At 64.2% G+C, this 23,091-nt stretch carries 18 protein-coding genes; 12 read left to right on the forward strand and 6 right to left on the reverse strand.

The window, feature by feature from the left end; all coding sequences use genetic code 11:
* Positions 1-190: 190 nt before the first annotated feature.
* The 9 genes from Q1A85_RS21695 to Q1A85_RS21735 all read left to right on the forward strand — a co-directional run bounded on the left by Q1A85_RS21695 (position 191) and on the right by Q1A85_RS21735 (position 12,882).
* Positions 191-4,105, forward strand: a complete 3,915-nt coding sequence (locus Q1A85_RS21695; protein ID WP_299694810.1) for a glycosyltransferase — start codon at positions 191-193, stop codon at positions 4,103-4,105.
* Positions 4,106-4,166: 61 nt separating this feature from the next.
* Positions 4,167-4,889 (forward strand): hypothetical protein, encoded by a 723-nt coding sequence (locus Q1A85_RS21700; RefSeq protein ID WP_299694811.1) that lies wholly within the window; start codon positions 4,167-4,169, stop codon positions 4,887-4,889.
* A 111-nt stretch (positions 4,890-5,000) separates the two neighbouring features.
* Positions 5,001-5,657, forward strand: a complete 657-nt coding sequence (locus Q1A85_RS21705; protein WP_299694813.1) for a hypothetical protein — start codon at positions 5,001-5,003, stop codon at positions 5,655-5,657.
* The gene (locus tag Q1A85_RS21710; RefSeq protein WP_299694815.1) at positions 5,654-6,280 is read left to right on the forward strand and encodes an HAD family phosphatase; all 627 of its coding nucleotides are present in this window, start codon (positions 5,654-5,656) and stop codon (positions 6,278-6,280) included. The genes Q1A85_RS21705 and Q1A85_RS21710 overlap by 4 nt, the downstream gene beginning before the upstream one ends.
* Positions 6,277-7,791 carry a glycosyltransferase family 2 protein gene (locus Q1A85_RS21715; protein WP_299694816.1) on the forward strand — a complete coding sequence of 505 codons (1,515 nt, stop codon included), beginning with the start codon at positions 6,277-6,279 and terminating at the stop codon, positions 7,789-7,791. Before Q1A85_RS21710 ends, Q1A85_RS21715 begins: the two co-directional genes overlap by 4 nt.
* 3 nt (positions 7,792-7,794) lie before the next feature.
* On the forward strand, positions 7,795-8,484 hold the full coding sequence (locus tag Q1A85_RS21720) for a hypothetical protein (RefSeq protein ID WP_299694818.1): 690 nt from the start codon (positions 7,795-7,797) through the stop codon (positions 8,482-8,484).
* Position 8,485: 1 nt separating this feature from the next.
* Positions 8,486-8,830 carry a nuclear transport factor 2 family protein gene (locus Q1A85_RS21725; protein ID WP_299694820.1) on the forward strand — a complete coding sequence of 115 codons (345 nt, stop codon included), beginning with the start codon at positions 8,486-8,488 and terminating at the stop codon, positions 8,828-8,830.
* A 13-nt stretch (positions 8,831-8,843) separates the two neighbouring features.
* Positions 8,844-10,817: a hypothetical protein gene (locus Q1A85_RS21730; RefSeq protein WP_299694822.1), complete on the forward strand. Its 1,974-nt coding sequence runs from the start codon at positions 8,844-8,846 to the stop codon at positions 10,815-10,817.
* Complete coding sequence (locus tag Q1A85_RS21735) at positions 10,807-12,882, forward strand: hypothetical protein (RefSeq protein WP_299694824.1); 2,076 nt, start codon at positions 10,807-10,809, stop codon at positions 12,880-12,882. The genes Q1A85_RS21730 and Q1A85_RS21735 overlap by 11 nt, the downstream gene beginning before the upstream one ends.
* Before the next feature lie 13 nt (positions 12,883-12,895).
* Here Q1A85_RS21735 and Q1A85_RS21740 read toward each other — a convergent pair whose 3' ends face one another.
* The 3 genes from Q1A85_RS21740 to Q1A85_RS21750 all read right to left on the reverse strand — a co-directional run bounded on the left by Q1A85_RS21740 (position 12,896) and on the right by Q1A85_RS21750 (position 16,636).
* Entirely contained in the window at positions 12,896-13,783 is an 888-nt protein-coding gene (locus Q1A85_RS21740) for a sulfotransferase (protein ID WP_299694826.1), read from the reverse strand.
* A gap of 114 nt (positions 13,784-13,897) precedes the next feature.
* A complete protein-coding gene (locus Q1A85_RS21745; protein WP_299694828.1) occupies positions 13,898-16,237 on the reverse strand; it encodes a M10 family metallopeptidase in 2,340 nt (779 codons plus the stop codon).
* Between the two features lie 27 nt (positions 16,238-16,264).
* Positions 16,265-16,636 carry a hypothetical protein gene (locus Q1A85_RS21750; RefSeq protein WP_299694830.1) on the reverse strand — a complete coding sequence of 124 codons (372 nt, stop codon included), beginning with the start codon at positions 16,634-16,636 and terminating at the stop codon, positions 16,265-16,267.
* A 273-nt stretch (positions 16,637-16,909) separates the two neighbouring features.
* Here Q1A85_RS21750 and glf point away from each other — a divergent pair, with 273 nt between their 5' ends.
* A complete protein-coding gene (gene glf / locus Q1A85_RS21755; protein ID WP_299694833.1) occupies positions 16,910-18,043 on the forward strand; it encodes a UDP-galactopyranose mutase in 1,134 nt (377 codons plus the stop codon).
* A gap of 70 nt (positions 18,044-18,113) precedes the next feature.
* On the opposite strand, the gene Q1A85_RS21760 is transcribed toward glf, so the two are convergent.
* Entirely contained in the window at positions 18,114-19,109 is a 996-nt protein-coding gene (locus Q1A85_RS21760; protein WP_299694836.1) for a replication initiator protein A, read from the reverse strand.
* A 419-nt stretch (positions 19,110-19,528) separates the two neighbouring features.
* Between Q1A85_RS21760 and Q1A85_RS21765 the strand changes: the two genes are divergently transcribed.
* Together Q1A85_RS21765 and Q1A85_RS21770 are read left to right on the forward strand one after the other, a co-directional pair.
* On the forward strand, positions 19,529-20,923 hold the full coding sequence (locus Q1A85_RS21765) for an AAA family ATPase (protein WP_299694839.1): 1,395 nt from the start codon (positions 19,529-19,531) through the stop codon (positions 20,921-20,923).
* A gap of 36 nt (positions 20,924-20,959) precedes the next feature.
* Positions 20,960-21,946, forward strand: a complete 987-nt coding sequence (locus Q1A85_RS21770) for a ParB N-terminal domain-containing protein (protein ID WP_299694842.1) — start codon at positions 20,960-20,962, stop codon at positions 21,944-21,946.
* Between the two features lie 22 nt (positions 21,947-21,968).
* Here Q1A85_RS21770 and rfbA read toward each other — a convergent pair whose 3' ends face one another.
* Together rfbA and Q1A85_RS21780 are read right to left on the reverse strand one after the other, a co-directional pair.
* Entirely contained in the window at positions 21,969-22,841 is an 873-nt protein-coding gene (rfbA, locus tag Q1A85_RS21775; RefSeq protein ID WP_299694845.1) for a glucose-1-phosphate thymidylyltransferase RfbA, read from the reverse strand.
* Positions 22,838-23,091, reverse strand: a 254-nt coding sequence (locus tag Q1A85_RS21780) for a sugar nucleotide-binding protein (RefSeq protein WP_299694848.1), incomplete at its 5' end; no start/stop codon positions are given. The genes rfbA and Q1A85_RS21780, both read right to left, overlap by 4 nt.

Below are 23,091 nucleotides of genomic sequence, written 5' to 3' on the forward strand. Positions count from 1 at the left end.
CACAAGGTTGATCTGGGGCGCTTGCGCGCCGCGCGCGGGACCGGGCACATTGTCTTGCCGCGCCCCTTCGATTAGAGCAGGGAGACATCCCGCTGCACAACTGCGGCGGGACCTGTGTGTAAGACCCCGGTCCGCGGGGGCTGGTGTTCTGGTTCTGGTGACCGTTTTTCGAGGGTGAGGCCCGTCCCCCATGTCGCATCTGCATGTCGTGCTTATTGGCTGGGAAGGCCAGGCCACCAACACCCGCGCGCTGGCCGAGGCCCTTGCCCCGCACTGCCCCCGGCTGAGCGTGATCTATTCCAATGCCGACGGCGTGGCCGAGGACGGCCCCGGCACCTGGATCCAGGTGCCCCAGTCGTGGTATTTCGGGCGCAAATTCGCCCGCTCGCTCGACTGTCTCGAACCGGGCGAAATCATGCTGCAGATTCAGGCCGATGTGGTGCACGACCGCTGGAGCGAATTGCTGGACCATTGCGCGGCCGCCTTTGAACAGCACGACCGGATGGGCGTGTGGGGGCCGGATCTGGACTGGACCCCGTGGCCCACCGAACGGGTGCAGGCCGGGCCGCAGATTTCGGACGGGCTGGTGCCGGTGCAGCAGACTGACGGCGTGGTCTGGGCCCTGCATCCCGAACTGTGCAAGCAGTTGGCGCAGTTCGACTATACGCAGGCCAATCTGGGCTGGGGCATTGACTGGATCGCGCTCAACATCGCCAAGCGGCTGGGGCGGCGCACGGTGCGCGACATGCGTCACCGGGTCCACCACCCGCCTTCGCGCGGCTACAGTGGGGCGACCGCCACACAGCACATGAAAAATCTCCTGGCGCAGTTGCCCTCTGAGCAGCGCGTTGAAATCCTCGCCCTGCACGACGCCCTACATGCCGTGACCGCGCCCAACCCGGCCCAGAACCCGCAAGCCGCCCCGGCCCCCTCCTTGTCCTCGAGTTTCGGAAAGTTTCCCAAGATGCTTCGCAAGTCCGCCCAGCCCTCCCTGACCAGTGCCAGTCTCTATGACGGTGCGGTCTATGTTGCGACGGTCAAACCCGCGCCCGACCTGATCCTGCGGGTGGACCAGTCCACTGTGGGCTTTGAGCTGCTGGAGGGCCCGCCTCCCGGCGAGGTCGTGCCGGTGCAGGTGCCGGTGCTGGCCGAAGGCCCCGAAGGGATCGCGTTTCAACTGGGCGAGCTGGGCGAATGGCAGGTCGAGGGCTGGCAGACGCTGCGGGTGATCCCGAAGGATGGGATCACGGGCGCCTCCATCCCGGTCAGCGATCCGGTCTCGCTGGTGCCGGGCAAGGGTCATGTGGACCTGAGCGTGCATCTGGCCTGCCACCGGGCAAGGGGCCGTCTGGTCGCCACCGTGACCACCGCCAAGGGGGTCACGCGGCATCTCGAACAGCCCTTCAACTCGGGCTTTGCGGGGGGCAACAACCCCAATGGCTATCAGGTGGCGCATTTCCCGCTGGGCCAGATCCGCGAGGACTGTTCGGTGGTGCTGTCGATTTCCCATGACGCGGCGCTGTCCAGCACGGATGAACCGCCGGTCTATTTCGTAGCCACACCCACGATCAAAACACAGATTCCAGGCCAGCAGATGGTGCCGGTGTCCTTTGTGCTGGGCGAAGGGGACCCGACCTGCTGGTACAAGGCGGACCTGTCGCCCGAAATGCAGCGCAGCCCGTCACCGCTGACCGTCGAAAGCGGGACTGCGCGGGCGGTGCTGTTCGACCCGGCCGGCGCGCACCTGTCCTGTAACGAGGATTGGGGACACGCGTTCCAGTTCCAGTCCAGCAGCGCCTTTCCGGCGATGGTCTATGTCAACGGCGCGCCCGCCTTTGCCACCAGCATCAACGAAGGGGCGACCTATCTGCACCTGCCCCAGCCGCAACTGACGGGGCGCCATTCGTGGATGGAAATCCGCGACCCGTCGGGCACCCATGTGTACTGGGCCAACTGGATTCTGCCGCGCTGGCAGGTCACGCCGATCTCGGTGCTGCAGGCCGAGGGCCGCGGCCCCTACCCGGCCGAACTGTTCCACCAGTCGCCCTACCGGTTCCGCGCCCTGCGCGAACAGATCACCCGCGGCGGCGCGCCCGACCTGCTGGCCCAGCTGCCACAGGCCATCGAGGCGCTGGAGGCGGGCTTTGACCGGCTGTCGCTCAAGCCGCTGCATTTCCCGGAGGTCGAAAACCCCGACGCCTCGATCGTCATCCCGGCCCACAACAAGGTCAAGGTGACCTATGCCTGTCTGGCCGCGCTGCTGCTGGCCCCCAACAAGGCCAGTTTCGAGGTGATTCTGGTCGACGATGCCTCCACCGACGAAACCGCCGAGATCGAAAAGCTGGTGTCGGGCATCACGGTGGTGCGCAACGCCGAAGCGCAGCGGTTCATCCGCGCCTGCAACGCGGGCGTGGCGGCCTCCGAGGGGCGCTATGTGGTGCTGTTGAACAATGACACCGAACCCACCGTGGGCTGGCTTGATGCGCTGATCGAGGCATTCGAGCGGTTCGACAATGTGGGCCTTGTGGGCTCCAAGCTGCTGTACCCTGACGGCCAGTTGCAGGATGCGGGCGGCATCATCTGGGGGTCGGGCGACCCGTGGAATTACGGCAACCGGCAGAACCCGTGGGATCCGCGGTTCTGTTATGCGCGGCAGGCCGATTACCTCAGCGGTGCCGCGATGATGACCACGCGCGGTATCTGGGACGAACTGGGGGGCCTGTCGGCCTATCTGGAGCCGATGTATTTCGAGGACACCGATTTTTCCTTCAAGGTGCGCGAGGCGGGCTACACCACGTGGTTCGTGCCCTCCTCGATCGTCTACCACTACGAGGGGCTGACCTCCGGCACTGACACTGCGTCGGGCTTCAAGCGGTTTCAGGAGGTCAACCGGCCCAAGTTCAAGCGCCGCTGGGCCAAGGATTTCGCGGGCTTCACCAAGACCGCGCGCCCCGAGCTGGCGGATATGGAAAAGGATCGGGGCATCGTGGGCCGGGTGCTGTTCATCGACTATACCACGCCGACACCGGACATGGACGCAGGCTCCTACGCGGCCCTGCAGGAGATCAAGCTGGTGCAGTCGCTGGGCTACAAGGTCACCTTCCTGCCCGAGAACCTCGCCTATTTCGGCAGCTACACCGAAGAGCTGGGCGCGATGGGGGTCGAGGTGATCTATGCGCCGTTCTACCAGAACATCGACGATTTCCTCAAAGCGCGCGGGCGCGAGTTCGATGCGTTCTACGTGACACGCTATCACGTGGCCAATGCCAACGTGCCCCGCATCCGCGCCATCAACCCCGAAGCGCGCATCCTGATGAACAATGCCGACCTGCATTACCTGCGCCTGCTGCGCAAGGCCGTGGCCGAGGGCGAGGAAACACAGAAGGTCGCCGCCCGCGAAGTCCAGAAAGAAGAGTTCGCCGCCATGGCCAGCGTCGATCTGGTGCTGTCCTACAACGACAAGGAACACGCCATCATCGAGGCCCAGTCCGAAGGCGCGATCAAGGTCATGCCCTGCCCGTGGGTGCAGGCCCTGTCGGAGGATGTGGCCCCGCTCAAGGGACGCACGGGCCTGTCGTTTCTGGGCGGCTTTCGCCATCACCCCAATGTCGAGGGGGTCGAGTGGTTTGCCCAGAACGTGATGAACCGCATCGAGGCGCAGCGCCCTGATATCCAGCTGACCATCTACGGATCGCGCATGGGCGAGCGGATCAAGAAGCTGGCCTCGCCCGTGATCGATCCGGTGGGTTTTGTCGAGGATGTGGCCGACGCCTATGGCAAGCACCGGGTGTTCGTTGCACCGCTGCTGTCGGGCGCAGGCATCAAGGGCAAGGTGCTGGCGGCCCTCGCCCATGGCATCCCTTGCGTGCTCAGCCCCATGGCCGCCGAAGGGATCGGGCTACGCCACGGTCAGGACTGCATGATCGCCACAACCGGCACCGAATGGTTGCAGGGGATCACCACGCTTTATGATGACGATGCGGCGTGGGCCGAGATGTCTGAGGCGGGCCGCAAGCTGATCGCCACGCAATTCTCGTTCGACCGGGGGCGCGAACAGATGCGCACCGCGTTCGAGGCCGTGGAAATTTTTGCCCATTGCGGGTAATACCGACGACGGTCCTGCCTTGGGATGGGCGGGGCGATAGATGCACGGAAAGACAACGACAATGAACCGCTCGGTTGTATTGCACTACCATCTGTTCAAGAACGCAGGCACCTCGCTTGATCAGATGCTCAAGGCGCATCTGGGCGATGCGTGGGTCACGGCGGAATTCTCCATGGCGGGCGAGAACAATTCCGATCTGGTTGCCGAATGGATCGCGGACACGCCTGACGCGCTGGCCTTTTCCAGCCACACCATGGTGGGGCCGTTGCCAGAGGTCGAGGGCGTCGAGATCATCCCGGTGATCCTGCTGCGCAACCCGCTGGCACGCATCGCCTCGGCCTACCGGTTCGAACGCAAACAGGAGGCCGACACATGGGGCGCGGAACTGGCCAAGGAACATGACCTTGACGGGTATGTGCGCGCGCGTCTGGCTCGGCCCAACGACCGGCAATGTCGCAACTTTCAGGTTGCCCGGCTGGCCACGCTGCGCCCCGGGCCGGGGCGCGAACTGTTCCGCGCGACGGCTGGGCTCAACACGCTGCTTGGCCACGGAGTGGTCGGGCGGGTCGAATATTTCGACGCCTTCCGCGAGGCCCTGATGACGCGGTTGGCCCCCGCCTTTCCCGACTTTGATCCTCCCATGGCGCGGGCCAATACGACCAAGTCGGACAGCGAACAGATATCGCTCGATCTCGCGACCCTGCTGACCGAACACAACACCGATGACATCGCGCTGCTGGCGCAGGTCAATGCTCGGCTGGGGCTGGCGCCTCGGCTGGGCTGAGTGGCAGGCCCCCGTCCATCCCACCGACCCGCCTTGCTCCGGTTGGGGGATTGGGTCATAACCGCCTCGGCCAGTGCTGGCTGTTTGTGACTGCCCGGAAAGGCCGACCGCGTGGACCGTTCTTCTATTCTTGCGCATCGCGGCTGGTGGTCTGACCCTGCGGACAAGAACAGTGCCGCCGCTCTGATCCGTGCGCTTGAGGCGGGCTTTGGGATCGAGACGGATTTTCGTGATCTGGACGGTGTGCTGATGGTCTCCCATGACCCTGCGCGCAACCAAGACGGGCTGAAGGATGCCGCGTGGTTCTTTGGCGAAGTCATCCGCACCGGCAACACCGGCAGGCTCGCGCTCAACGTCAAGGCGGACGGGCTACAGGACATGCTGATTGCCGTGATGGCCGCGGCGGGTGTGCCGCAGGATCAGGCCTATGCGTTCGACATGGCGGTGCCGGACGCGCTGGGATATCTGAGCCGCGGCTTTCCCGCCTATTCGCGCCTGAGCGAATACGAGGCGACGCCGTCCTTTGTCACCCGTGCGGCAGGCGTCTGGGTCGATAATTTCAACGGCGACTATCCCCAGATCGACCGCGCCATGGACGTCATGGACGGGGGCCTGCGCGCGGCGCTTGTCTCGCCCGAATTGCATGGCCGCGACCACGCCCCGCTCTGGGACGGGATCGCCGCCGCGGGCTTGCATGAAAACCCGCTTTTTGAATTGTGTACCGATCTGCCGCAGGCAGCGTTTGAGAGGTTTGGAACATCCACATGACCATCAAGGCCATTCTCTTTGATATGGACGGCGTGCTGATCGAGGCCAAGGACTGGCACTATGACGCGCTGAACCGCGCGCTGGCGCATTTCGGCTATACGATCAGCCGCGAAAGCCACCTGTCCACCTTTGACGGGCTACCCACGCGGGAAAAGCTCAAGATGCTGAGTGCGGCGCGCGGCCTGCCGGAGGGGCTGCACGGGTTCATGAACGCGCTCAAGCAAAACTACACGCTCGAGATCAGCGCAATGCGCTGCAAGCCGGTGTTCAACCACCAATATGCGCTGTCGAAACTCAAGGCCGAAGGCTACCGCCTTGCGGTCTGTTCCAACTCGGTCCGCCAGTCGGTGGAAACCATGATGAAGCTGTCGGCCCTTGATCCCTATCTCGACATGCTGGTGTCGAATGAGGACGTGGCAAAGGGCAAGCCCGACCCGGAAATGTACCTCAAGGCGATGGACGCATTGGGCATGAAGCCCGAAGAATGCCTGATCCTCGAAGACAATGATCACGGCATTCAGGCGGCCATCGCCTCGGGCGGGCACCTGATGAAGATCGGGGTGCCGGACGATGTGACCTATCACGCGATCAAGGCGCGCGTGGCAGAGGTGGAGGCGGCATGATGCAGATACTCGTCCCTATTTCGGGCCGTTCGGCCTTTTTCCCTATTGAGGAATTCTATTTCCCCAAGCCGCTGATCGAGGTGGCGGGCCGTCCCATGGCCGAACTGGTGGTGACACAGCTCAAACGTCAGTTTCCGGGCGCGTCCTTTACCTTTGTTGTGGACCGGGACGAGGCGCGGTCGTTCTCGCTGGACCGGACGCTGGAACTGGCGGCAGGGCCGGGGGCGCAGATGGTCGAACGTCTGGGCGAGACGTCCGGTGCCTTGTGTTCGTGTCTGCTGGCCATTGATGCGCTGGATCTGGATGCGCCGCTGATCATCTCCAACAGCGATCAGATTATTGACACGGATCTGGCGGGCCATATCGAGCGGTTCGAGAAATCGGGCGCGCGCGCGGGGGTGATCACCTTTGATTCCGTGCACCCGCGCTGGTCCTACGTGGTCGAGGATACCCCCGGTCAGGTGGTCCAGACCTTTGAGAAAAAGGTGGTATCGCGGCACGCGATTGCGGGGCTGTATTATTTCCGCACCGCGCGCGATTTCATCGAGGCCGCACAGCGCGCGATCCTCAATGATGTGAATGTGGATGGCACGTTCTTCATCTCGTCCGCGCTCAACGAGGTGCTGCTGGCGGGCGGTGACGTGATGCACGCGCCCATCGACGGGCGGGCCTATCATTCGTTCTATGCGCCCGCACGCATCGCCGCGTTTGAACGCACCGATCTGGCCGCGAGCCTGCGGCATGGGCCGCCTTCGGTCAGCGCGGTCAACGTGATCATCCCGGCGGCAGGCGAAGGCAGCCGGTTCGCCAAGGCGGGCTGGAAAAAGCCCAAACCGTTCATCGACGTGGACGGCAAGCCGATGCTGACCCATGTGATCGACAATGTGACGCCCACGGGCGCGCGGGCGACCCTGCTGTTGCGCGCCGCCCATATGGAGGCGCAGCCCGACATCGTGCGCGGCTTTGAGGCCCAAGGTGTCGCCACGCAACCCGTGGCGCAACTGACCGAAGGCACCGCCTGCACCGTTCTGCTGGCGCGGCGCGTGTTCGACAATGACCAGCCGATGATGGTGGCCAATTCCGATCAGCTGGTGGATTTCGACGTGACGGATTACGTGGCCGACTGTCTGGAGCGCGGCCTTGATGGCTCGATCCTTGTGTTCCGCGACCCCACCAAGGACCCCAAATGGTCCTTTGCCAAGCTTAACGAGGCCGGATTGGTCACCGAAGTGGCCGAGAAAAAGCCGATCTCCGATCTGGCGACGGTGGGCATTTACCTGTTCAGCCGGGGGCGCGATTTCGTGTCGGCCACGGCGGATATGATGGCGGCGAATGACCGGGTGAATGGCGAATTCTACACCTGCCCGGTCTACAATTACATGATCCGGTCAGGGGCGCGCATCGGGGTCTACGAGGTGCCGATGGACGCCATGGCGGGTCTGGGCACACCGGACGACCTGAGCGATTTTCTGGCCGCGCGTGGTGCACCTGCCTCTGCCGATGCGCCCTGACCCATGCGGGTGATTGTCCCCCTCGCGGGCCCGGATTTCATCCGGGGGGATGGCAGCCTCAAGGCGCTGCAGACCTTGAACGGTGCGCCGCTCCTGCGCCATGTGCTGGACGCCCGTGTCTGGGCGCGGGACGTGACCGCCTACAGCTTTGTGCTGCTGGACCGGCCAGAGACCCGCGCCTTTGCGGACGGGCCTTTGGCAGAATGGTATCCCGGCGCCACGGTCACCTTTCTCAGTCACTACACACGCGGTGCGGCCCTGTCGGCACTGGCGGCGCTGCCGCTGGGCACGGATTTTGCCGCGCCATTGATCGTCGATCTGGCGGATATTCTTTATGAGGCGACGCTGGACCCCGCCGCGACGCTGGCGGGTGATCCGGGGCTGGGGGGCATCGCGCTGACGTTTCCGTCGGACAATCCGGCCTACAGCTATCTGGCAACGGACGATCAGGGCCGGTTTGTCGAGGCCGCGGAAAAGCGCGTGATTTCCGACAACGCCTCGGCCGGGACCTATATTTTCCGCGATACGCCCACCTATCTGCGCGCGCTGGCCCATGGGCTGGAACATGCCGAGACCCAGACCTTCCGCGATCTCTTTTTCGTCTGCCCCCTGTTCAACGGGGTGCGCGATCAGGGTAAGACCGTCGCACTCGCCCCCGTTGAAAACGTCACCGACATCAAGATGGAGCCCTGACATGCCCGACCTGCGCGCCCTGACCGAAACCTATGTGGCCGCCTTTGACGCCTGTGATCTGGACGCGGTGGCGGGGTTCTTTGCCGATGATTTTGCGCTGACCGACCCGGAGGTGACGGCGCTGACGCCAAAGCAGGCCGTGCTGGACTATGTGGGCGGGCTGTTTCAGGGCAATCCGGACCTGTCGTTTCAGGCCCATTCCATCGTGGTGGAGGGCGACATGTCGGTGATCCATTTCACGCTTACTCTTGGCGATACCGTTCTGGACGGTGTCGACCTGATCCGCTGGAGGGCTGACCGGATGGCCACGATGCACGCCTATCTCACCCCGCGCAGCGCCCGTTGAAAGTCAAACCGTAATGAGTGACATGACCCCGTGGAATGACATCGTCAGAGCGGCCTGGGCCGAAGCGCAGGCCGGGCGGCAGACCGAAGCGGTCGAGAGCCTGATTGCCCGTGTCGGACCTTCGCCTGCGGACCCCGAACTGTCGGTGATCCTGCACATGTCGGCGGTGCATGGTCAGCACGCGCGGGCCCTGCCGCTGGCCGAGGCCTATCTGACCCGGCAGGCCCCGGTCCGGGCAAACCGCCACTGCAATGTCTGGGCGCTGGAAATTCTGCGCAAGGCGGGCCGGTTCGAGGATTTTGTGGCCCACACGCTTGCCTTTGCGCCGGACCAGATTTCGATCCCGCTGTTCTATGTGATGCTGGCGGGGGCCCTGCATGACGAGACCTTTCTGCGCACCTTCGAGACGGACCCGCGGCTGGAGACGCTGTTTGCCATGATGGTCGAGCAGGCCCATGCCAGCGGCCATCAGGTGCGCTCCGAATTCATCTTCAAGAACGCGTTCACCTTTACCTCCGCCCCGCAGCTTTACAGTGCGGTGTTCCCGATTCACCGGCGGCTGATGCTTGCCGTGGATGGCCAGTTGAGCGACAGCAAGAACGTGTTTCTGGCGCGCCTGCAGCTGGGGCTGGGCGAGGGGATCGACGGGGCCGCGCTGGTGCGCGCCCTTGTGGATGTGACCCCGCAGGAACTGTGCGCGGTCTGGACCATCCGCAAGGAGCGCATGGCCGAACTGATGCGCCCGTTCTACATCGAGGGCAGTTTCAACACCGCCGCCCGCGATCTGGCCCCGCATGTGGTGCTGACCTTTGAAAAGATCTTTTCGGGGCTGCCCGACACCGCCTTGCGGCTGATTGTGCGCGACTGGGTCGATCACATCCCCCGCCGCTATGCGGACACGGCCCCCGCCGATCTGCCCACGGATGTGCTGGACCAGCTGGTGCTGATCCACCGCGGTCGCCGTCCCGATATCCACGACTGGTACATGGCCCGCCGCCCCGACGCCGAAGCGCTTGGCCATCTGCGGCTGTTCAATCCCGGCGTGACCTTCCCCGCCCCGGCGCTGTCGCTCACCCGCAAGCCGCGCGTGGGCGTCTGCATCTCGGGGCAATTGCGCGGCTACACGCAGGCGCATCCCACCGTGATGCGCCACCTTCTGGGGGATGTGGAGCCGGTGATTTTCGTGGACACGTGGCGCAAGATCGGGCGCAAGACACCGACGCCCGCACAGGCCTGGCGCATGTTCTCGGGTGCCTTTCTCAAGACCTATCAGTCGACCGCCGACGCCATGGGCTTTCAGGCGATGCAGGCGCGCTATCCGGCGCTGACGGCGCTGGACGATGCCAGCACTGTGGACGTGGAAACGCTGGCCGCCTTCTATGGCTGCCCGCCCGACCATATCCGCATTGAGGACGACGAGACGGGCGTGTTCACCGGCTATTCCAACCCGCGCAAGATGTATCACAAGATCCGTGGCGCCCAAGCCATGCTGGAGGCGTCCGGCATCGAGGTCGATGCCGCCCTGCGCATCCGCCCGGACAAGAGCCTGGATGGCGTGACCCCCGCCTTTGACTGGCACCAGTTGATCGATGCCAGCCACAATGACCGGGTGTTTTTTGCCGATTTCCCGGCCCGCACGCACCCCACCTCGGGCTTTGTGATCGGGGATCAGGCAGGCATCGCCACGATGGAGCTGATGCATATCTATACCCAGGCCGAGGACACCACGGTCGAGGCGGGCAAGCTGGGCTGGTCCGACTGGCCCGCCACCCCCCGCGCCCACGCCAACCTCAGCCATGCGCTGTGGATCAACAGCGTGCGCATCGACACGATGCCGGTGCGCTGGGGCAAGATGTTCGACCCAGAGGCGCTGACGGCGCAGGCCGTGCTTGGGCTGCTGGAACTGGACATGGCGGACCGCACACCGGATGTCACCGACGCCCAGTTGCTGGCCGCGGCGCAGGCCGACATCAAGAATGCCGGTTAGCCGGGCCCGCGCAACGCTGGCACGCATGGTGCGTGGCCTGCGCAAGCGAACAGGGGCCACGGTGCCAGAAACCGGGGACAACGGCGCGCCCGCCGCCTCCCACCTGCCCGGAGACGTGGTTCAGGCGGCTTGGCAGATGGCCGGGAACGGCCAGCAGGCCGAGGCGGTCCAGCACCTGCTGGACCATGCCGATCAGCCGCCCGGAGATGCCCAGCTGGCCCCGATCTGCCACATCGCCGCCGTACACGGACAGCAGGCCCGCGTGGTCGATCTGGCCATGGCCTATCTCAAGCGGGTGCGGGACAGCGGGCAGGGCCACAAGCCGACCACGGTCTGGACCCTCGAGGTGTTGCGCCGGGCCAAGCATTTTGGCCCGTTCGCCGATGGCTGCCTGCACCTGCGGGGCCGCCAGATCAGCCACCCGAAATTCTACGCCCACCTCGCCGCCGCCCTGCACGATCAGGAATTCCTCAACCGGTTCCGGGACGACCCCCGGCTTGAGCGCCTGTTTGCCCTGTCGCTGGCCCAGACCCACGCGAGCGCACCGGGCGCACGGATGGAATTTGCGCATAAGAACGCGCTGCTCCATATTTCGGCCCGACATGCCTATGCGGCCCTGCTGCCCCTGCACCGGGCCCTGGCTCTGGCGGTGCAGGACGACCTGCCGCCCACCCGGAACGTGGTGCTGACGCGGCTGCAGTTGGGTCTGGGCGATGGCATCCCGTCGCAGGCCCTGCTGGACGCCATCAGCTCCGCCACCCCGGCGGAAATCTACGCGATCTGGACGCTGCACGCATCGGACACCACCGACCTGATGCAACTGCTCTATATCGACGGCAGCTTTGACAGGGCGGTGGCAGCGTTCCCGCCACAGGTGATCCTGACGCTGGAAAAGATCTATCAGGGCCAGTCCAACACCGCGCTGCGTCTGATTGTGGACGCCTGGGTGGACACCATCCCTGACCGCTATGCCGACACCGCCCCCGCCGACCTGCCCTGCGAAGTGCTGGACCAACTGGTGCTGAGCCAGCGCAGTGTCAGACCCGCGTTGTATGACTGGTATCTTGCGCGCCGCCCCGAGGCGGACCGGCTCACCGGGCTGTCGGTGCTCGCCCCCGTGGAGCGTCCACCCGCCCCTGCCCTGTCACTGGAGTGCCGCCCGCGGATCGGCGTCTGCATCTCGGGCCAGCTGCGCGGCTACACCCAGGCTTGGCCGCTGATCCGGCACCACCTGCTGCGCGATGTGGAACCGGTGATCTTTGTGGACACGTGGCGCAAGATCGGGCGCAAGGCCCCTACCCCTGCACAGGCTTGGCGCATGTTCGGGGGTTCGTTCCTCAAGACCTATCAGGACGTGGGCCACAGCATGGGCTTTCTTGCGTTGCAGGCCCGCTATCCACGGCTGACGGCACTGGATGATGCAAACTGTGTCACAGCCCACCAGCTGGCCGCATTCTATGACTGTCCCGAAGATCACGTGCGCATCGAGGATGACGGAGCAGGCGCCTTTGCAGCCTTTTCCAACCCGCAGAAAATGTACCACAAGATCCGCGGTGCCCAGTCGATGCTGGACGCCTCCGGCATTGAGGTAGACGCGGTGCTGCGCATCCGCCCCGACAAGGGGCTGGAGGCGCGCAACCAGACCTTTGACTGGCGCAACATGATCCATGCCAGCGCCACACAGAACACGTTCTTTGCCGATTTTCCGGCCCGGCCGCATCCGACCTTTGGCTTTGTCATCGGAGATCAGGCGGGGATCGCCACGCCCGCGCTGATGCGGATCTATGCCCGTGCGGCGGACACCACGGTCGAGGCGGGCACACTGGGCTGGATCGACTGGCCCGCGACCCCGCAGCCACACCTGAACCTCAGCCACGCGCTGTGGATCAACGGGGTGCGCATCGACAACATGCCGGTGCGCTGGAGCCGGATGTACGACCCCGAGGCGCTGACACCCGCTGCCGTGCTGGCGCTGCTGGAACACGACCTCGAGGGGCGGGCTTTTGATTCCAGCGACACACGGCTGCTGGCCGCCGCACGGGCAGATGTGGAAAACGCCGGGTGACGCTGGGCGGCGCTCAGGCGTGTGGCCAGATCCGCGATATGAACGCAGTGCCAAAGCGCGCCGCACAGGCGCGGTAGGTCGCGTCGTAATAGCGTCGTACCGTCGCGATCTTGTCCGCCGCAATGGCGCCGCCATCGGGGGATGCATTGGCCATATGCGAGAAATCCGCCGGATGGTGCGACAGGCCCAGAAACGCCAGCAACTCCGACAGACTCTCGTCGGTAAAGAACGTCTCGTAGAACCCCAGATAGACCTGATCGGGGTCAAAGGCCGTATCGATCGCCTCCAGGATCGTCTCGTAGCGCGTACGCCCCTCGACCCAGTCCGCTCTGGCCTGATTGTCGAACCGTTCGGCAGCGGGAAAGGGGACCTGCTTGCCCGCGTTGCGGCGGTTGCGGTCGGCCATGCGCAGCGCGGAATAGATCCGCTCCAGCGGATCGCGCATCAGGAACACTACCTTGAGGTCATAGCCCGCCGTCTCAATCATCTTGCGCGCCCGGATCATCTGGTCAGCCGACAACATGCAGTATTCCGGAGTGATATCCCCGGTCAGCCGCGCCCCGGGCCGGGCCGCCAGAAGACGCCCGAAGGGGCGCAGGTAACAGGACAGGTCGATCTCGCCGCCGATATTGTCCATCAGCGCCAGCAGGCGGGCCTGCGCCTCGGCATCAGGCGCGCCGCCTTCCGCCTCTGCGCGCTTGGCGGCCTGCAAGGCCTCGATCAGCGCGTCCGCCTTGGCCGGGAAACGACCCGACAGGCCCGCGCCGGACAAGGCCGCCTGCAGCACTGCATGTTCCTTGATCAGGCCCATCGCGCAGTCGGGATGGCCGCGCAGATACTGGTACAGCCAGGTTGTTCCGGCCTTTTGCGCGCCAACACCCAAAAGGAATGTCTGTGTCATCCGTGGCCTGCCACTTGCTCTGTCTCGACAGCGCCGGGGATAGCGCAGCCGCCGCCCCGGGGCCAGCCTTGGAATGGCCCCCGTCCAGCCCGCCGCCGGCAGGCGGGTTTCGCATCAGATAATGTCGAGCACGCCGTCCAGACCGATCACGCTGCTGACACCCTCCAGCGTGATCGTCGCGCCACCCACGGCGATGACCACCGTGCCTGAGCTGTCATCGGCGAACTGGTCGATCACCTGAGCCGCGGTCAGGCCACCGCCCCACAGTGCATCGTCCAGGCGCAGCCGGTCGCCCTGGGCAATGTCGAAATCGGTGACGGTGTTGGTGCCCGTCGCATCAAAGACAAAGATATCGGCCCCCAGACCACCGGTCAGCACATCGTTGCCGAAATTGCCGTTCAGCACGTCATTGTCCGCCCCGCCCGACAGCGTGTCATTGCCAAAGCCGCCGTTGAGCGTGTCATTGCCCTGCTGGCCGAACAGCTGGTCGCCCTGACCGCCGCCCGACACTTCGTCATTGCCCTGACCACCATAGACGGTGTCATTGCCGCCCTGACCCCAGACCGTGTCGTCGCCACCACCGCCGTTCACCACATCGGCACCGGACCCGCCGCCCGTGATGTCGTTGTTGTCGCCGCCGTCGACAATGTCCTGACCACCCCCGCCATAAAGGGTGTCATTGCCCTGACCGCCATCCACGGTGTCCCGGTTGGCGCCCGCGCCGACCAGGTCGTTGTTCAGGCCGCCATCGATGTCGTCATTGCCGGACGAGCCCCACAGCGTATCACTGCCGGACAGGCCGTTGATCGTGTCGTTGCCGGACCCGCCACCCAGCACGTCATTGCCGGTGCCGCCGGTGATTGCGTCGCTGCCCGCGCCGCCGAACACCTCGTTGGTGCCGCTGGACACGGACAGATTGTCGTTGCCGCCGCCGCCATAGATCGTGTCGTTGCCGGACCCGCCGCTTGTGGTATCGTTGCCCGCCCCGGACAGGATCAGGTCATTGCCCGCCCCGGAGGTCAGCCTGTTGTTGGCCTCGTTCCCGGTGATGGTGTCATTGCCCGCCCCGGTTTCGAGGTTCTCGATGATCGTACCCACGGCGATGCCGAGGATTCCGATCTGGGAACCGAAATCCGAGAACGTGCCGTCATTCAGGTCGACCCGCGCCGGGGTAAAGATATCGAGAAAGCCCAGATCCAGCGTGTCCGTGCCGCTCTGATCGTAGATGGTGTAGGCCATGGGGTTGCCGGTGACATTGGTCGTCGAGCTGTTCGTGGACAGCGCCGTGAAGATCTCGTCAAGGTAATTGCCCAAGTTGGAGCCACGGCCATAGGTCGTGTTGCCCGCCGTGACACCGCTTGACCCCGGTGCGCCATAAAGTTCCTGAATGGCGTAAATATCGACCATCATCGGCCCGGCGAGATAGCCAAAGGACGCGTTGGTCGAGGTGTTTTCGGTCTGACTGAAATAGGACATCACCGACATCTGCCAGCTGTCATTGGTGAAATAGGCGTCGCTCGGGTAGCTGGCGGTGCCATTGTAATTGCCCTGATGCCGCAGCCCCAGCGCGTGGCCGAATTCATGCACGTAGGTCTGGAATGAATAGCTGTCGAGCGTGGTGCCGCTATTGACCAGCCAGGCGCGCGAGACGTTCAGCTCCACACCATTGGTGTTGTCACCATCCGCGATGCTGGTCGACCCGCTGTTGGGATAATAGGCAAAGGCACCGCTGTCTTCGTCATCGACGGTGATCATCTCGTTGCCCTGACCATCCAACTGGATGACAAAGTCGATATTGGCAACCATCTCCCAGGCGTCCATGGCCCAGCGGGCCAGTTGCTGGCCTGCGGCGGTCAGGCCCGAAATGTCGACCGTGATCTGGTTCGAGACAGAGGTGTCATAGGACCGGCTGAACCCTTGGGTGCCTTCCAGAAGGAACGTGCCCATCTCTTCGACTGTGCCGGTTGTGCCCGCTGGCGGTGGCGGTGGCGGCGGCGGCGCGCTTTCGGTAATCGCGACCGAATAGGTCCCGGTCTCGGCCGAATAGGCATCAGCCTCGATATAGTAAGTGCCGGTGTAGGTTGCCGTCAGCGTCACCCGGGAATCCAGACCAATATAGTCATCGTTGAAGGTGACAAGCTGACTCGAGGCGTTGAAGACCCTGAGATAGGGGTCGCTCAGTTCTCCTGAACCGATACCGCTCAGCGAAATCTGGTAGGACTGGCCCGCAACTAGGTCCACCGCGATCCAGTCTTCGTCAAACGCGCTGTCGAGGGTGCCCTGAAACGTGTCGCCCACCGACATCGAATAGGTGGTTGCAGAGCTTTCGGCGGCATCCGCACCCTCGAGGATCAGCGCCCCGTTGGGAACAACCACCCCATCTTCGAAAATTGGCCCCCCATCCTCGTGACGTGTGGTGTCGAAATTCTGGGTCATCGCGCAAATGGTACACATGAAAATATCCTACTCTTTCAAAACGGCTCAGGGTCGGGCGCCCATGGCACCGGGCAACGCCGGGCTGGACTGGACAAGTTTGCGGGCAAGGTCGGCCTTGGACAGGGCACCGCGGGTGACAATGTCGCCGGCCCCGTTGTTCTGCCAGTGCAGTCGGGCTGCGCCATCGCGGCTCAGTTCCAGACGCACGTCAAAGGCCTGCGGCGGGCGGGGTTTGGGGTTGATGCGGTAGATACGCGCCGGGACCGTCTCGGCCAGCGCCTGCACCAGCGCGCGGCACATCGCCGGGTCGCTGTCGCACCAGACAGACACCACCGGGTATTCACGCTGACGGGCATCGGCGGAGGGGGCAGCGGCCATCACGAGGACCCCGCACACAAGTGCAAACAGGCCGCCCATGCGACAGCATATCCGTATCCAACCCCGCGATTTTGCAACCGACATGCTCCTGCACCACCGTACCAACAAGGACTCACCCTGCCGCTATCTTACGATTTCACAGCCCCCTTAACCAGAACCATGCTGGTCAAATCGGTGCAACAAAGTGCAAAAAACGTGGCTTTACCGTGGCTTGACCCCACGGCGCGACCCAGTTGCACGCGGACCGCCGCACATGTCACATCTGGATGGCAACAACGCGCCGGGGCAAAAACGGCGCAGTCTGGCGGGGTGATGACAGTTCTGGTGATAGGCGCGGGGCTTTCGGGGGCGGTAATCGCGCGGCAACTGGCCGAAGCGGGGCACCGCGTGACCGTCTGCGAAGCGCGCGCGCATGTGGCCGGCAACTGCCACACCGAACGCGATGCCGACACCGGCGTGATGGTCCATGTCTATGGGCCGCATATCTTTCACACCGATGATGCGCAGGTCTGGGACTACGTGCACCGCTTTGCGCACTTTCAGCCCTACAAGAACCGGGTCAAAACCACGTCCCGCGGGCAGGTGTTTTCCCTGCCCATCAACCTGCATACGATCAACCAGTTTTACGGGCGCACCCTGCGCCCCGACGAGGCCCGCGCCTTTATCGAGGCACAGGCCGACACCTCCATCACCGATCCGCAGACCTTTGAGGAACAGGCGCTGCGCTTTGTGGGGCCGGACCTCTATGAGGCGTTCTTTCGCGGCTACACGGTCAAGCAATGGGGGATGTCCCCGGCAGACCTGCCCGCCGCAATCCTCAAGCGGCTGCCGGTGCGGTTCAACTACGACGACAACTATTTTGCCCACCGGTTTCAGGGGATGCCCGAACACGGCTATACCGCGATGGTCGAGGCGATGCTGGACCACCCCGCCATCACCGTGCACCTGTCGCGCCCCGTGACCCCGGATGCCGTGGGCGACTATGCCCACACGTTCTATGCAGGCCCCCTTGATGGCTGGTTTGGCCACCGGCTGGGACGGCTGGGCTACCGGACGCTGGATTTCGAGCGCTTCACCTATGCGGGCGATTATCAGGGCTGTGCGGTGATGAACTACGGTGAAGAGGACGTGCCTTACACCCGCATCACCGAGCACAAGCATTTTTCGCCCTGGGAGGATCACGACGGCTCGGTGCTCTACCGCGAATATTCCCGCGCCTGCGAAGCGGAGGACATCCCCTATTACCCGATCCGGCAAGTGCGCGAAAAAGCCCTGCTTAGAGACTATGTGGCGCTGGCCGAACAGGCGCAGGGCGTGACCTTTGTGGGCCGTCTGGGCACCTATCGCTATCTCGACATGGATGTGACCATCCGCGAGGCGCTGGACACGGCGGCGGTGTTCTTGAAGGGCGGGTCTGCGCCGCCTTTTGTGCACGCGCCACTGTAGGCCGGGGCACCCTTGGCGGATCGGCCCTCCGGGGGGGATTTTTTCGGGACAGAGACGGGGGGCCGTTGCGTCAGGGTTTGGGCCGCGTTTTGACCCAGCCCAGAAACGCCTTGTCGGGCGAGGTCAGGCGCTGTTTGCCCGTTTCGGCCCAGAAGGCGCGCCAGTCGGCCTCCAGCGCATAGACGTCCCAACCGGGTGCCAGCCCCCGCGCCGCCTCCAGCGCGTCGGCACTGGGGCGCGGCGCGTCCACCTCGATCACCGTGCGGCGGCGCACCACCAGCATGTCACCGGGGGCTTCTTCCAGATCGTAATCGGGCAGATGGTTGGCCGCGATCATCGCCCGCAGGGCCGCGCGGAACACGCGCACGGGTGCGGCGGAGCCCGCCTTTTTGTGCAGGGTCGCCACTGACACCTTCCACGCCGGCTGCCGCCCGCAATGTTTTCTGCTGAGCTCATAGACCCGCCGCTCCAGCGGTTTGCGCAGCCGGAAATAATCGCGGGAAAGCGTGAGGACAGCGCGCGCCTCCACCGCGCGAAACAGCCATTCCGACAGCATCACGGACACCGACACCATGCGCCCGCCCTTGGACCGCCGCTGGATCTCCCACGATTCAATCAGGCCAAAGCCGCTGGTCGTCTCGATGCCACCGGTCGCCATATTGGTGGTGATGCGCGTGCCCGCCAGCCGCTCGAACCCCTCGCGCAGGCGCGCATAGCTGTCGCCGCCCGTATCGCGGTTGGTGGCCACCAGCAGATCATGCGCCTTGAGCGTGACCCGCCGCGACACGGTGCGGCCTGCATTGAGCGCCGCCACCAACTGGCTGATGCAATAGATCAGGATGTCCTTGTCGTGGATCGTCGCCCGCCCCCGGACGCTTGGTGTCACGGTGATTTGGGTGCCGTTATGCGAATAGCTCAGCACCCGGCGATCCGGCCGGGTCGAGAGCGAGAATATGGGATGTTCCATCGTCCCCAGATCATCCTTGGGCGCGGCCCCAAAGATATCACAGACGAAGAAATCGCCCATCGGATGGCGGTCGGGCAAGAGCCCTGCCGTGTCTGTCATTATGCCTGCTCGTTCTTGTCCCCGATTCTTTCGGGGTTTCAGTGACACTCAGCCTAGAGTTATCCACAGGCCCGGTCCAGCACAGTGACGGCGGATCAGAGTCGCCTGAGCGGCGGTTCAGAGTCGGTGTTTCGGAGGATCAGAGTCGTCTGTCTGCAAAAGAGTGCAAAAAACCTTTTATTTCTCAGTGTGTTAGATGAAGCCCACAGATTGCGTAACGTATAAATAACAAAAATTAACTCAGCAGGATTTTGGACAGGTGCAATCCGAACACCCGGAAAAACACGCGCAGAACACAGGCAAGCCATTGATTTACTTAGAAAAGAGTGTGTGTGTAATCTCTTTCCTTCCATGTGCGCACTTTTATGGTAGTCTGGGAAAAACCGCGCACATCAAAGTGCCAAGAGCAGAGCAGCCCCATGCCCCCCAAGGCCACTTCACCCGATCTTCCCCCCTATTTCAACATCGATCCAGAGGCGGCGATGGCGCAGCTGGGCGCGCCCACCACCACGCAGGCCTTTGCCGAGATCGCGCAGGCCTGTGCGGGCGGGCGCGATGATCTGGCGAGCCGTGGCATGGAACAGGGCACCGCCCGGACCCTGCGCCGCTTTTCCACATGGGAGATCACCCGCTACCTGATCCCGGTGGCAACGGGCCATTTCCGCCGCGTGCTGAAACAGAACCCCGACCTGCCGCAAGGCACCTCCGAGACCGAAGGCGGCGCCAAATGGTTCACCTTTGACGAGGTGCTGCGGCTCAAGGCGCATTTCGGGCAGGAGGGATCGAAGGCCAAGGAATACCTGCCCTACCGCCCCGAGGGCCTGCCCGCAAAAATGGTGGCTGTCGCGAATTTCAAGGGCGGCGTGGGCAAGACCAGCACAGCGGCGCATCTGGCGATGTCCGCCGCTCTGGATGGCTACAAGGTGCTGGTGATTGATCTGGACAGCCAAGGCTCCATGACGTCGATCTTTGGCGGGCAGGTGACCGATGAATGGCAGACCGTCTTTCCGCTGATGGCACGCCACTATGCCCGGCACCTGCGCCGCGAAAACCAGCGCCGCCTTGACCGGGGTGAGGCCCCTGCCCCGCTGGATGACACGCTGACCGATGCGCTGGATGTGACGGCGCAGGACCTTATCCAAGCCACCCACTGGCCCAATATCGACCTGATCGGTGCGCAGCTGAACCTCTACTGGGCCGAGTTTCAGATCCCGGTCTGGCGCATGTCCGGGCGCGGCTGGAAACTGTGGGACGCGCTGACCGAAACGCTACAGGCCGACGGCGTGCTCGACGCCTATGACATCGTGTTTCTCGACACGCCGCCCGCCCTTGGCTACCTCACCATCAACGGGCTGTCGGCCGCCGATATCCTGCTGGTGCCGCTTGGGGCGTCCTTTCTGGAATTTGACAGCACGGGCCGGTTCTTTGACATGTTGCACGCCACGTTCGGCTCCATCGAAGAGGCCGAGAATATTGCCGCCCGCGCGCTGGGGCGTGCGGGATTGCAGTTCGAATGGGACGCGGTGCGCGCGGTGATCACCCGCTATGACGGGACCCAGCAGGCCGAGCTTGGCGCGCTCATGCAGGCCTATTTAGGGTCTGTTTTGTCGCCGCACCGGCAGGATTTCACCGCCCTGATCGGACAGGCCGGCGAGCAGGTGCAGGGCATCTACGAGGCCGATTACCGCGACTTTAACCGCGAGACCTATGTGCGGGGGCGCGAGACGTTCGACGCCACCTATGCCGCGTTCAAACAGCTTCTGGTCGGTGCATGGGCGCGCGACGCAACGCACGCTCTGGAAAAGGCGAGTTAACCCGTTTCGCGCAGAGCGGCGCAAAAGGAGAGACCCATGGCCAAACGCAAACGCCTCAGCCCTGCGAACCCCGCAATCTTCGGGGCCGCCCCCGAGACGAAATCCATGATGTCCCGCGCGCCCATTGCCGATGTGGCCTCTGATGCGGCCACAACCGCCGCGCTGCACGACGTCACCCGTGAACTCAGCGCGGCGCGCGCGACGGGGCGCATGGTGCTGTCCCTGCCTGTGGCTGACATCGCCCTTGATCACATTGTGCGCGACCGGGTGATTGCCGAAGATGCGGAGATGGCGGCGCTGATGACCTCCATCGCCGCCCGCGGTCAACAGACACCGATCGAAATATTAGAGACTAAACCGGGCGCATATGGCCTGATCTCGGGCTGGCGGCGTTGTCAGGCCATCGCGCGGCTGGCCGAACAGGGGCAGCATGACGGCATGGTGCTGGCGCTGCTGCGCGCGCCCAAAGAGGCGTCGGAAACCTATCAGGCCATGGTCGAGGAAAACGAGATCCGCGTGGGCCTGAGCTATTTTGAGCGCGCCCGCATCGCGGCCAAGGCGGTGGAACAGGGCGTGTTTGCCACCGACAAAGAGGCGCTGCTGACCCTCTTTGCCAGCGCGTCGCGGCCCAAGCGGTCGAAAATCCGGTCCTTCCTGCCGCTGGTCGCGGCCTTTGACGGGCATCTGCGCTTTCCGCATCTGATCGGTGAACGGCTGGGGCTGAAAATGGCGGCGGCGATGGAGGCGGACAAAGGCTATGTCACCCGCGCGCGACAGACCCTGCGCGCGGCAATGCCGCAGAACGCGGAAGCCGAGCAGGAGGCGCTGACACGGGCGCTGAACAGCGCAAAACAGACCCAAACCAAGGCCAAAATGCCCCCACAGCTGATGTCCAAGGACGTGCGTGCAGGCGTGCAAGCAGAATGGGATATCAACGGCGATTGGCTGAAGATTTCCGGCAAGGCCCTGACCCCTGCCCTGCGGGATCAGATCCTCGCCTATCTGCGCAAACCCCCGTCATAGGCAGGTTTCGCGCGCGAAACGTCTAGGGCAGTAGCCCCTTGAGATATGCCCCATACTGCGTCTTGGCGAAAAGGGCGGCGCGTTCGGCCAGTTGCGCGGCGTCGATCCACCCCTGCTCATAGGCGATCTCTTCGGGGCAGCCCACCTGCTGGCCCTGCCGGTCCGACAGGGTGCGCACGAAATTCCCGGCATCCAGCAGGGACGCGTGGGTGCCTGTGTCCAGCCACGCATAGCCGCGCCCCATCTGCTGCACGTTCAGTTGGCCATCGGCCAGATACATCTCCAGCAGCGACGTAATCTCAAGCTCGCCCCGGTCCGACGGCGTTACGGCCGCCGCGCGCGCAGGCGCGGAGCCATCAAGGAAATAGAGCCCGGTGACTGCATAGTTCGAGGGCGGCACGGGCGGCTTTTCCACGATGGTCTTGACCGTGCCGTCGGGCGCGAAATCGACCACGCCGTACCGTTCGGGGTCCGCCACGCGGTAGCCGAACACAGTGCCGCCGGTGTCGACCGCATCGGCGGCGGCCAGACGGTCAGGCAGGCCATGGCCGAAAAAGATGTTGTCGCCCAGCACCATCGCGGACGGCGCCCCGTCCAGAAACGCGTCAGCCAGCAGATAGGCCTGCGCCAGCCCGTCGGGGCTGGCCTGCACCACATAGGTCAGCGACAGCCCCCATTGCGCCCCGTCCCCCAGCGTGCGCTGGAACTGGTCCTGATCCTGCGGCGTGGTGATCACGCAAATCTCGCGGATGCCCGCCAGCATCAGCACCGACAGCGGATAGTAGATCATCGGCTTGTCATAGATCGGCAAGAGCTGTTTCGACACGCCCATGGTGATCGGATAGAGCCGCGTGCCCGACCCGCCCGCCAGAATGATGCCTTTGCGTTTGGTCATGCGATTACCTTCAGGATGCGGGCCAGATCACCCTGCCAATCAGCAGGTTTCAGGCCAAAATCAGTCTCTAACGTGCTGCAATCGAGCCGTGAGTTAAGCGGGCGGGTGGCCGGAGTCGGGTAGTCTGCGGTGGGAATGCCGGTGACGGTCACGTCCCGGCCCGCTTGGTCAAATGTTTCGCGCGCGAAACCGGCCCACGAGGTCACAGGCGCGCCCGCATAGTGATAGGTGCCGCCCCCCTGCCCGTCCC

It is taken from the genome of uncultured Tateyamaria sp., assembly GCF_947503385.1.
GTDB lineage: Bacteria > Pseudomonadota > Alphaproteobacteria > Rhodobacterales > Rhodobacteraceae > Tateyamaria.

Bases quoted from the DNA above. Each gene is read 5' to 3' on its own strand.
- Q1A85_RS21695 (WP_299694810.1), top strand. From the start codon at position 191: ATGTCGCATCTGCATGTCGTGCTTATTGGCTGGGAAGGCCAGGCCACC.
- Q1A85_RS21700 (WP_299694811.1), top strand. From the start codon at position 4,167: ATGAACCGCTCGGTTGTATTGCACTACCATCTGTTCAAGAACGCAGGC.
- Q1A85_RS21710 (WP_299694815.1), top strand. From the start codon at position 5,654: ATGACCATCAAGGCCATTCTCTTTGATATGGACGGCGTGCTGATCGAG.
- Q1A85_RS21715 (WP_299694816.1), top strand. From the start codon at position 6,277: ATGATGCAGATACTCGTCCCTATTTCGGGCCGTTCGGCCTTTTTCCCT.
- Q1A85_RS21720 (WP_299694818.1), top strand. From the start codon at position 7,795: ATGCGGGTGATTGTCCCCCTCGCGGGCCCGGATTTCATCCGGGGGGAT.
- Q1A85_RS21725 (WP_299694820.1), top strand. From the start codon at position 8,486: ATGCCCGACCTGCGCGCCCTGACCGAAACCTATGTGGCCGCCTTTGAC.
- Q1A85_RS21730 (WP_299694822.1), top strand. From the start codon at position 8,844: ATGAGTGACATGACCCCGTGGAATGACATCGTCAGAGCGGCCTGGGCC.
- Q1A85_RS21735 (WP_299694824.1), top strand. From the start codon at position 10,807: ATGCCGGTTAGCCGGGCCCGCGCAACGCTGGCACGCATGGTGCGTGGC.
- Q1A85_RS21740 (WP_299694826.1), bottom strand. From the start codon at position 13,783: ATGACACAGACATTCCTTTTGGGTGTTGGCGCGCAAAAGGCCGGAACA.
- Q1A85_RS21745 (WP_299694828.1), bottom strand. From the start codon at position 16,237: ATGTGTACCATTTGCGCGATGACCCAGAATTTCGACACCACACGTCAC.
- Q1A85_RS21750 (WP_299694830.1), bottom strand. From the start codon at position 16,636: ATGGGCGGCCTGTTTGCACTTGTGTGCGGGGTCCTCGTGATGGCCGCT.
- glf (WP_299694833.1), top strand. From the start codon at position 16,910: ATGACAGTTCTGGTGATAGGCGCGGGGCTTTCGGGGGCGGTAATCGCG.
- Q1A85_RS21760 (WP_299694836.1), bottom strand. From the start codon at position 19,109: ATGACAGACACGGCAGGGCTCTTGCCCGACCGCCATCCGATGGGCGAT.
- Q1A85_RS21765 (WP_299694839.1), top strand. From the start codon at position 19,529: ATGCCCCCCAAGGCCACTTCACCCGATCTTCCCCCCTATTTCAACATC.
- Q1A85_RS21770 (WP_299694842.1), top strand. From the start codon at position 20,960: ATGGCCAAACGCAAACGCCTCAGCCCTGCGAACCCCGCAATCTTCGGG.
- rfbA (WP_299694845.1), bottom strand. From the start codon at position 22,841: ATGACCAAACGCAAAGGCATCATTCTGGCGGGCGGGTCGGGCACGCGG.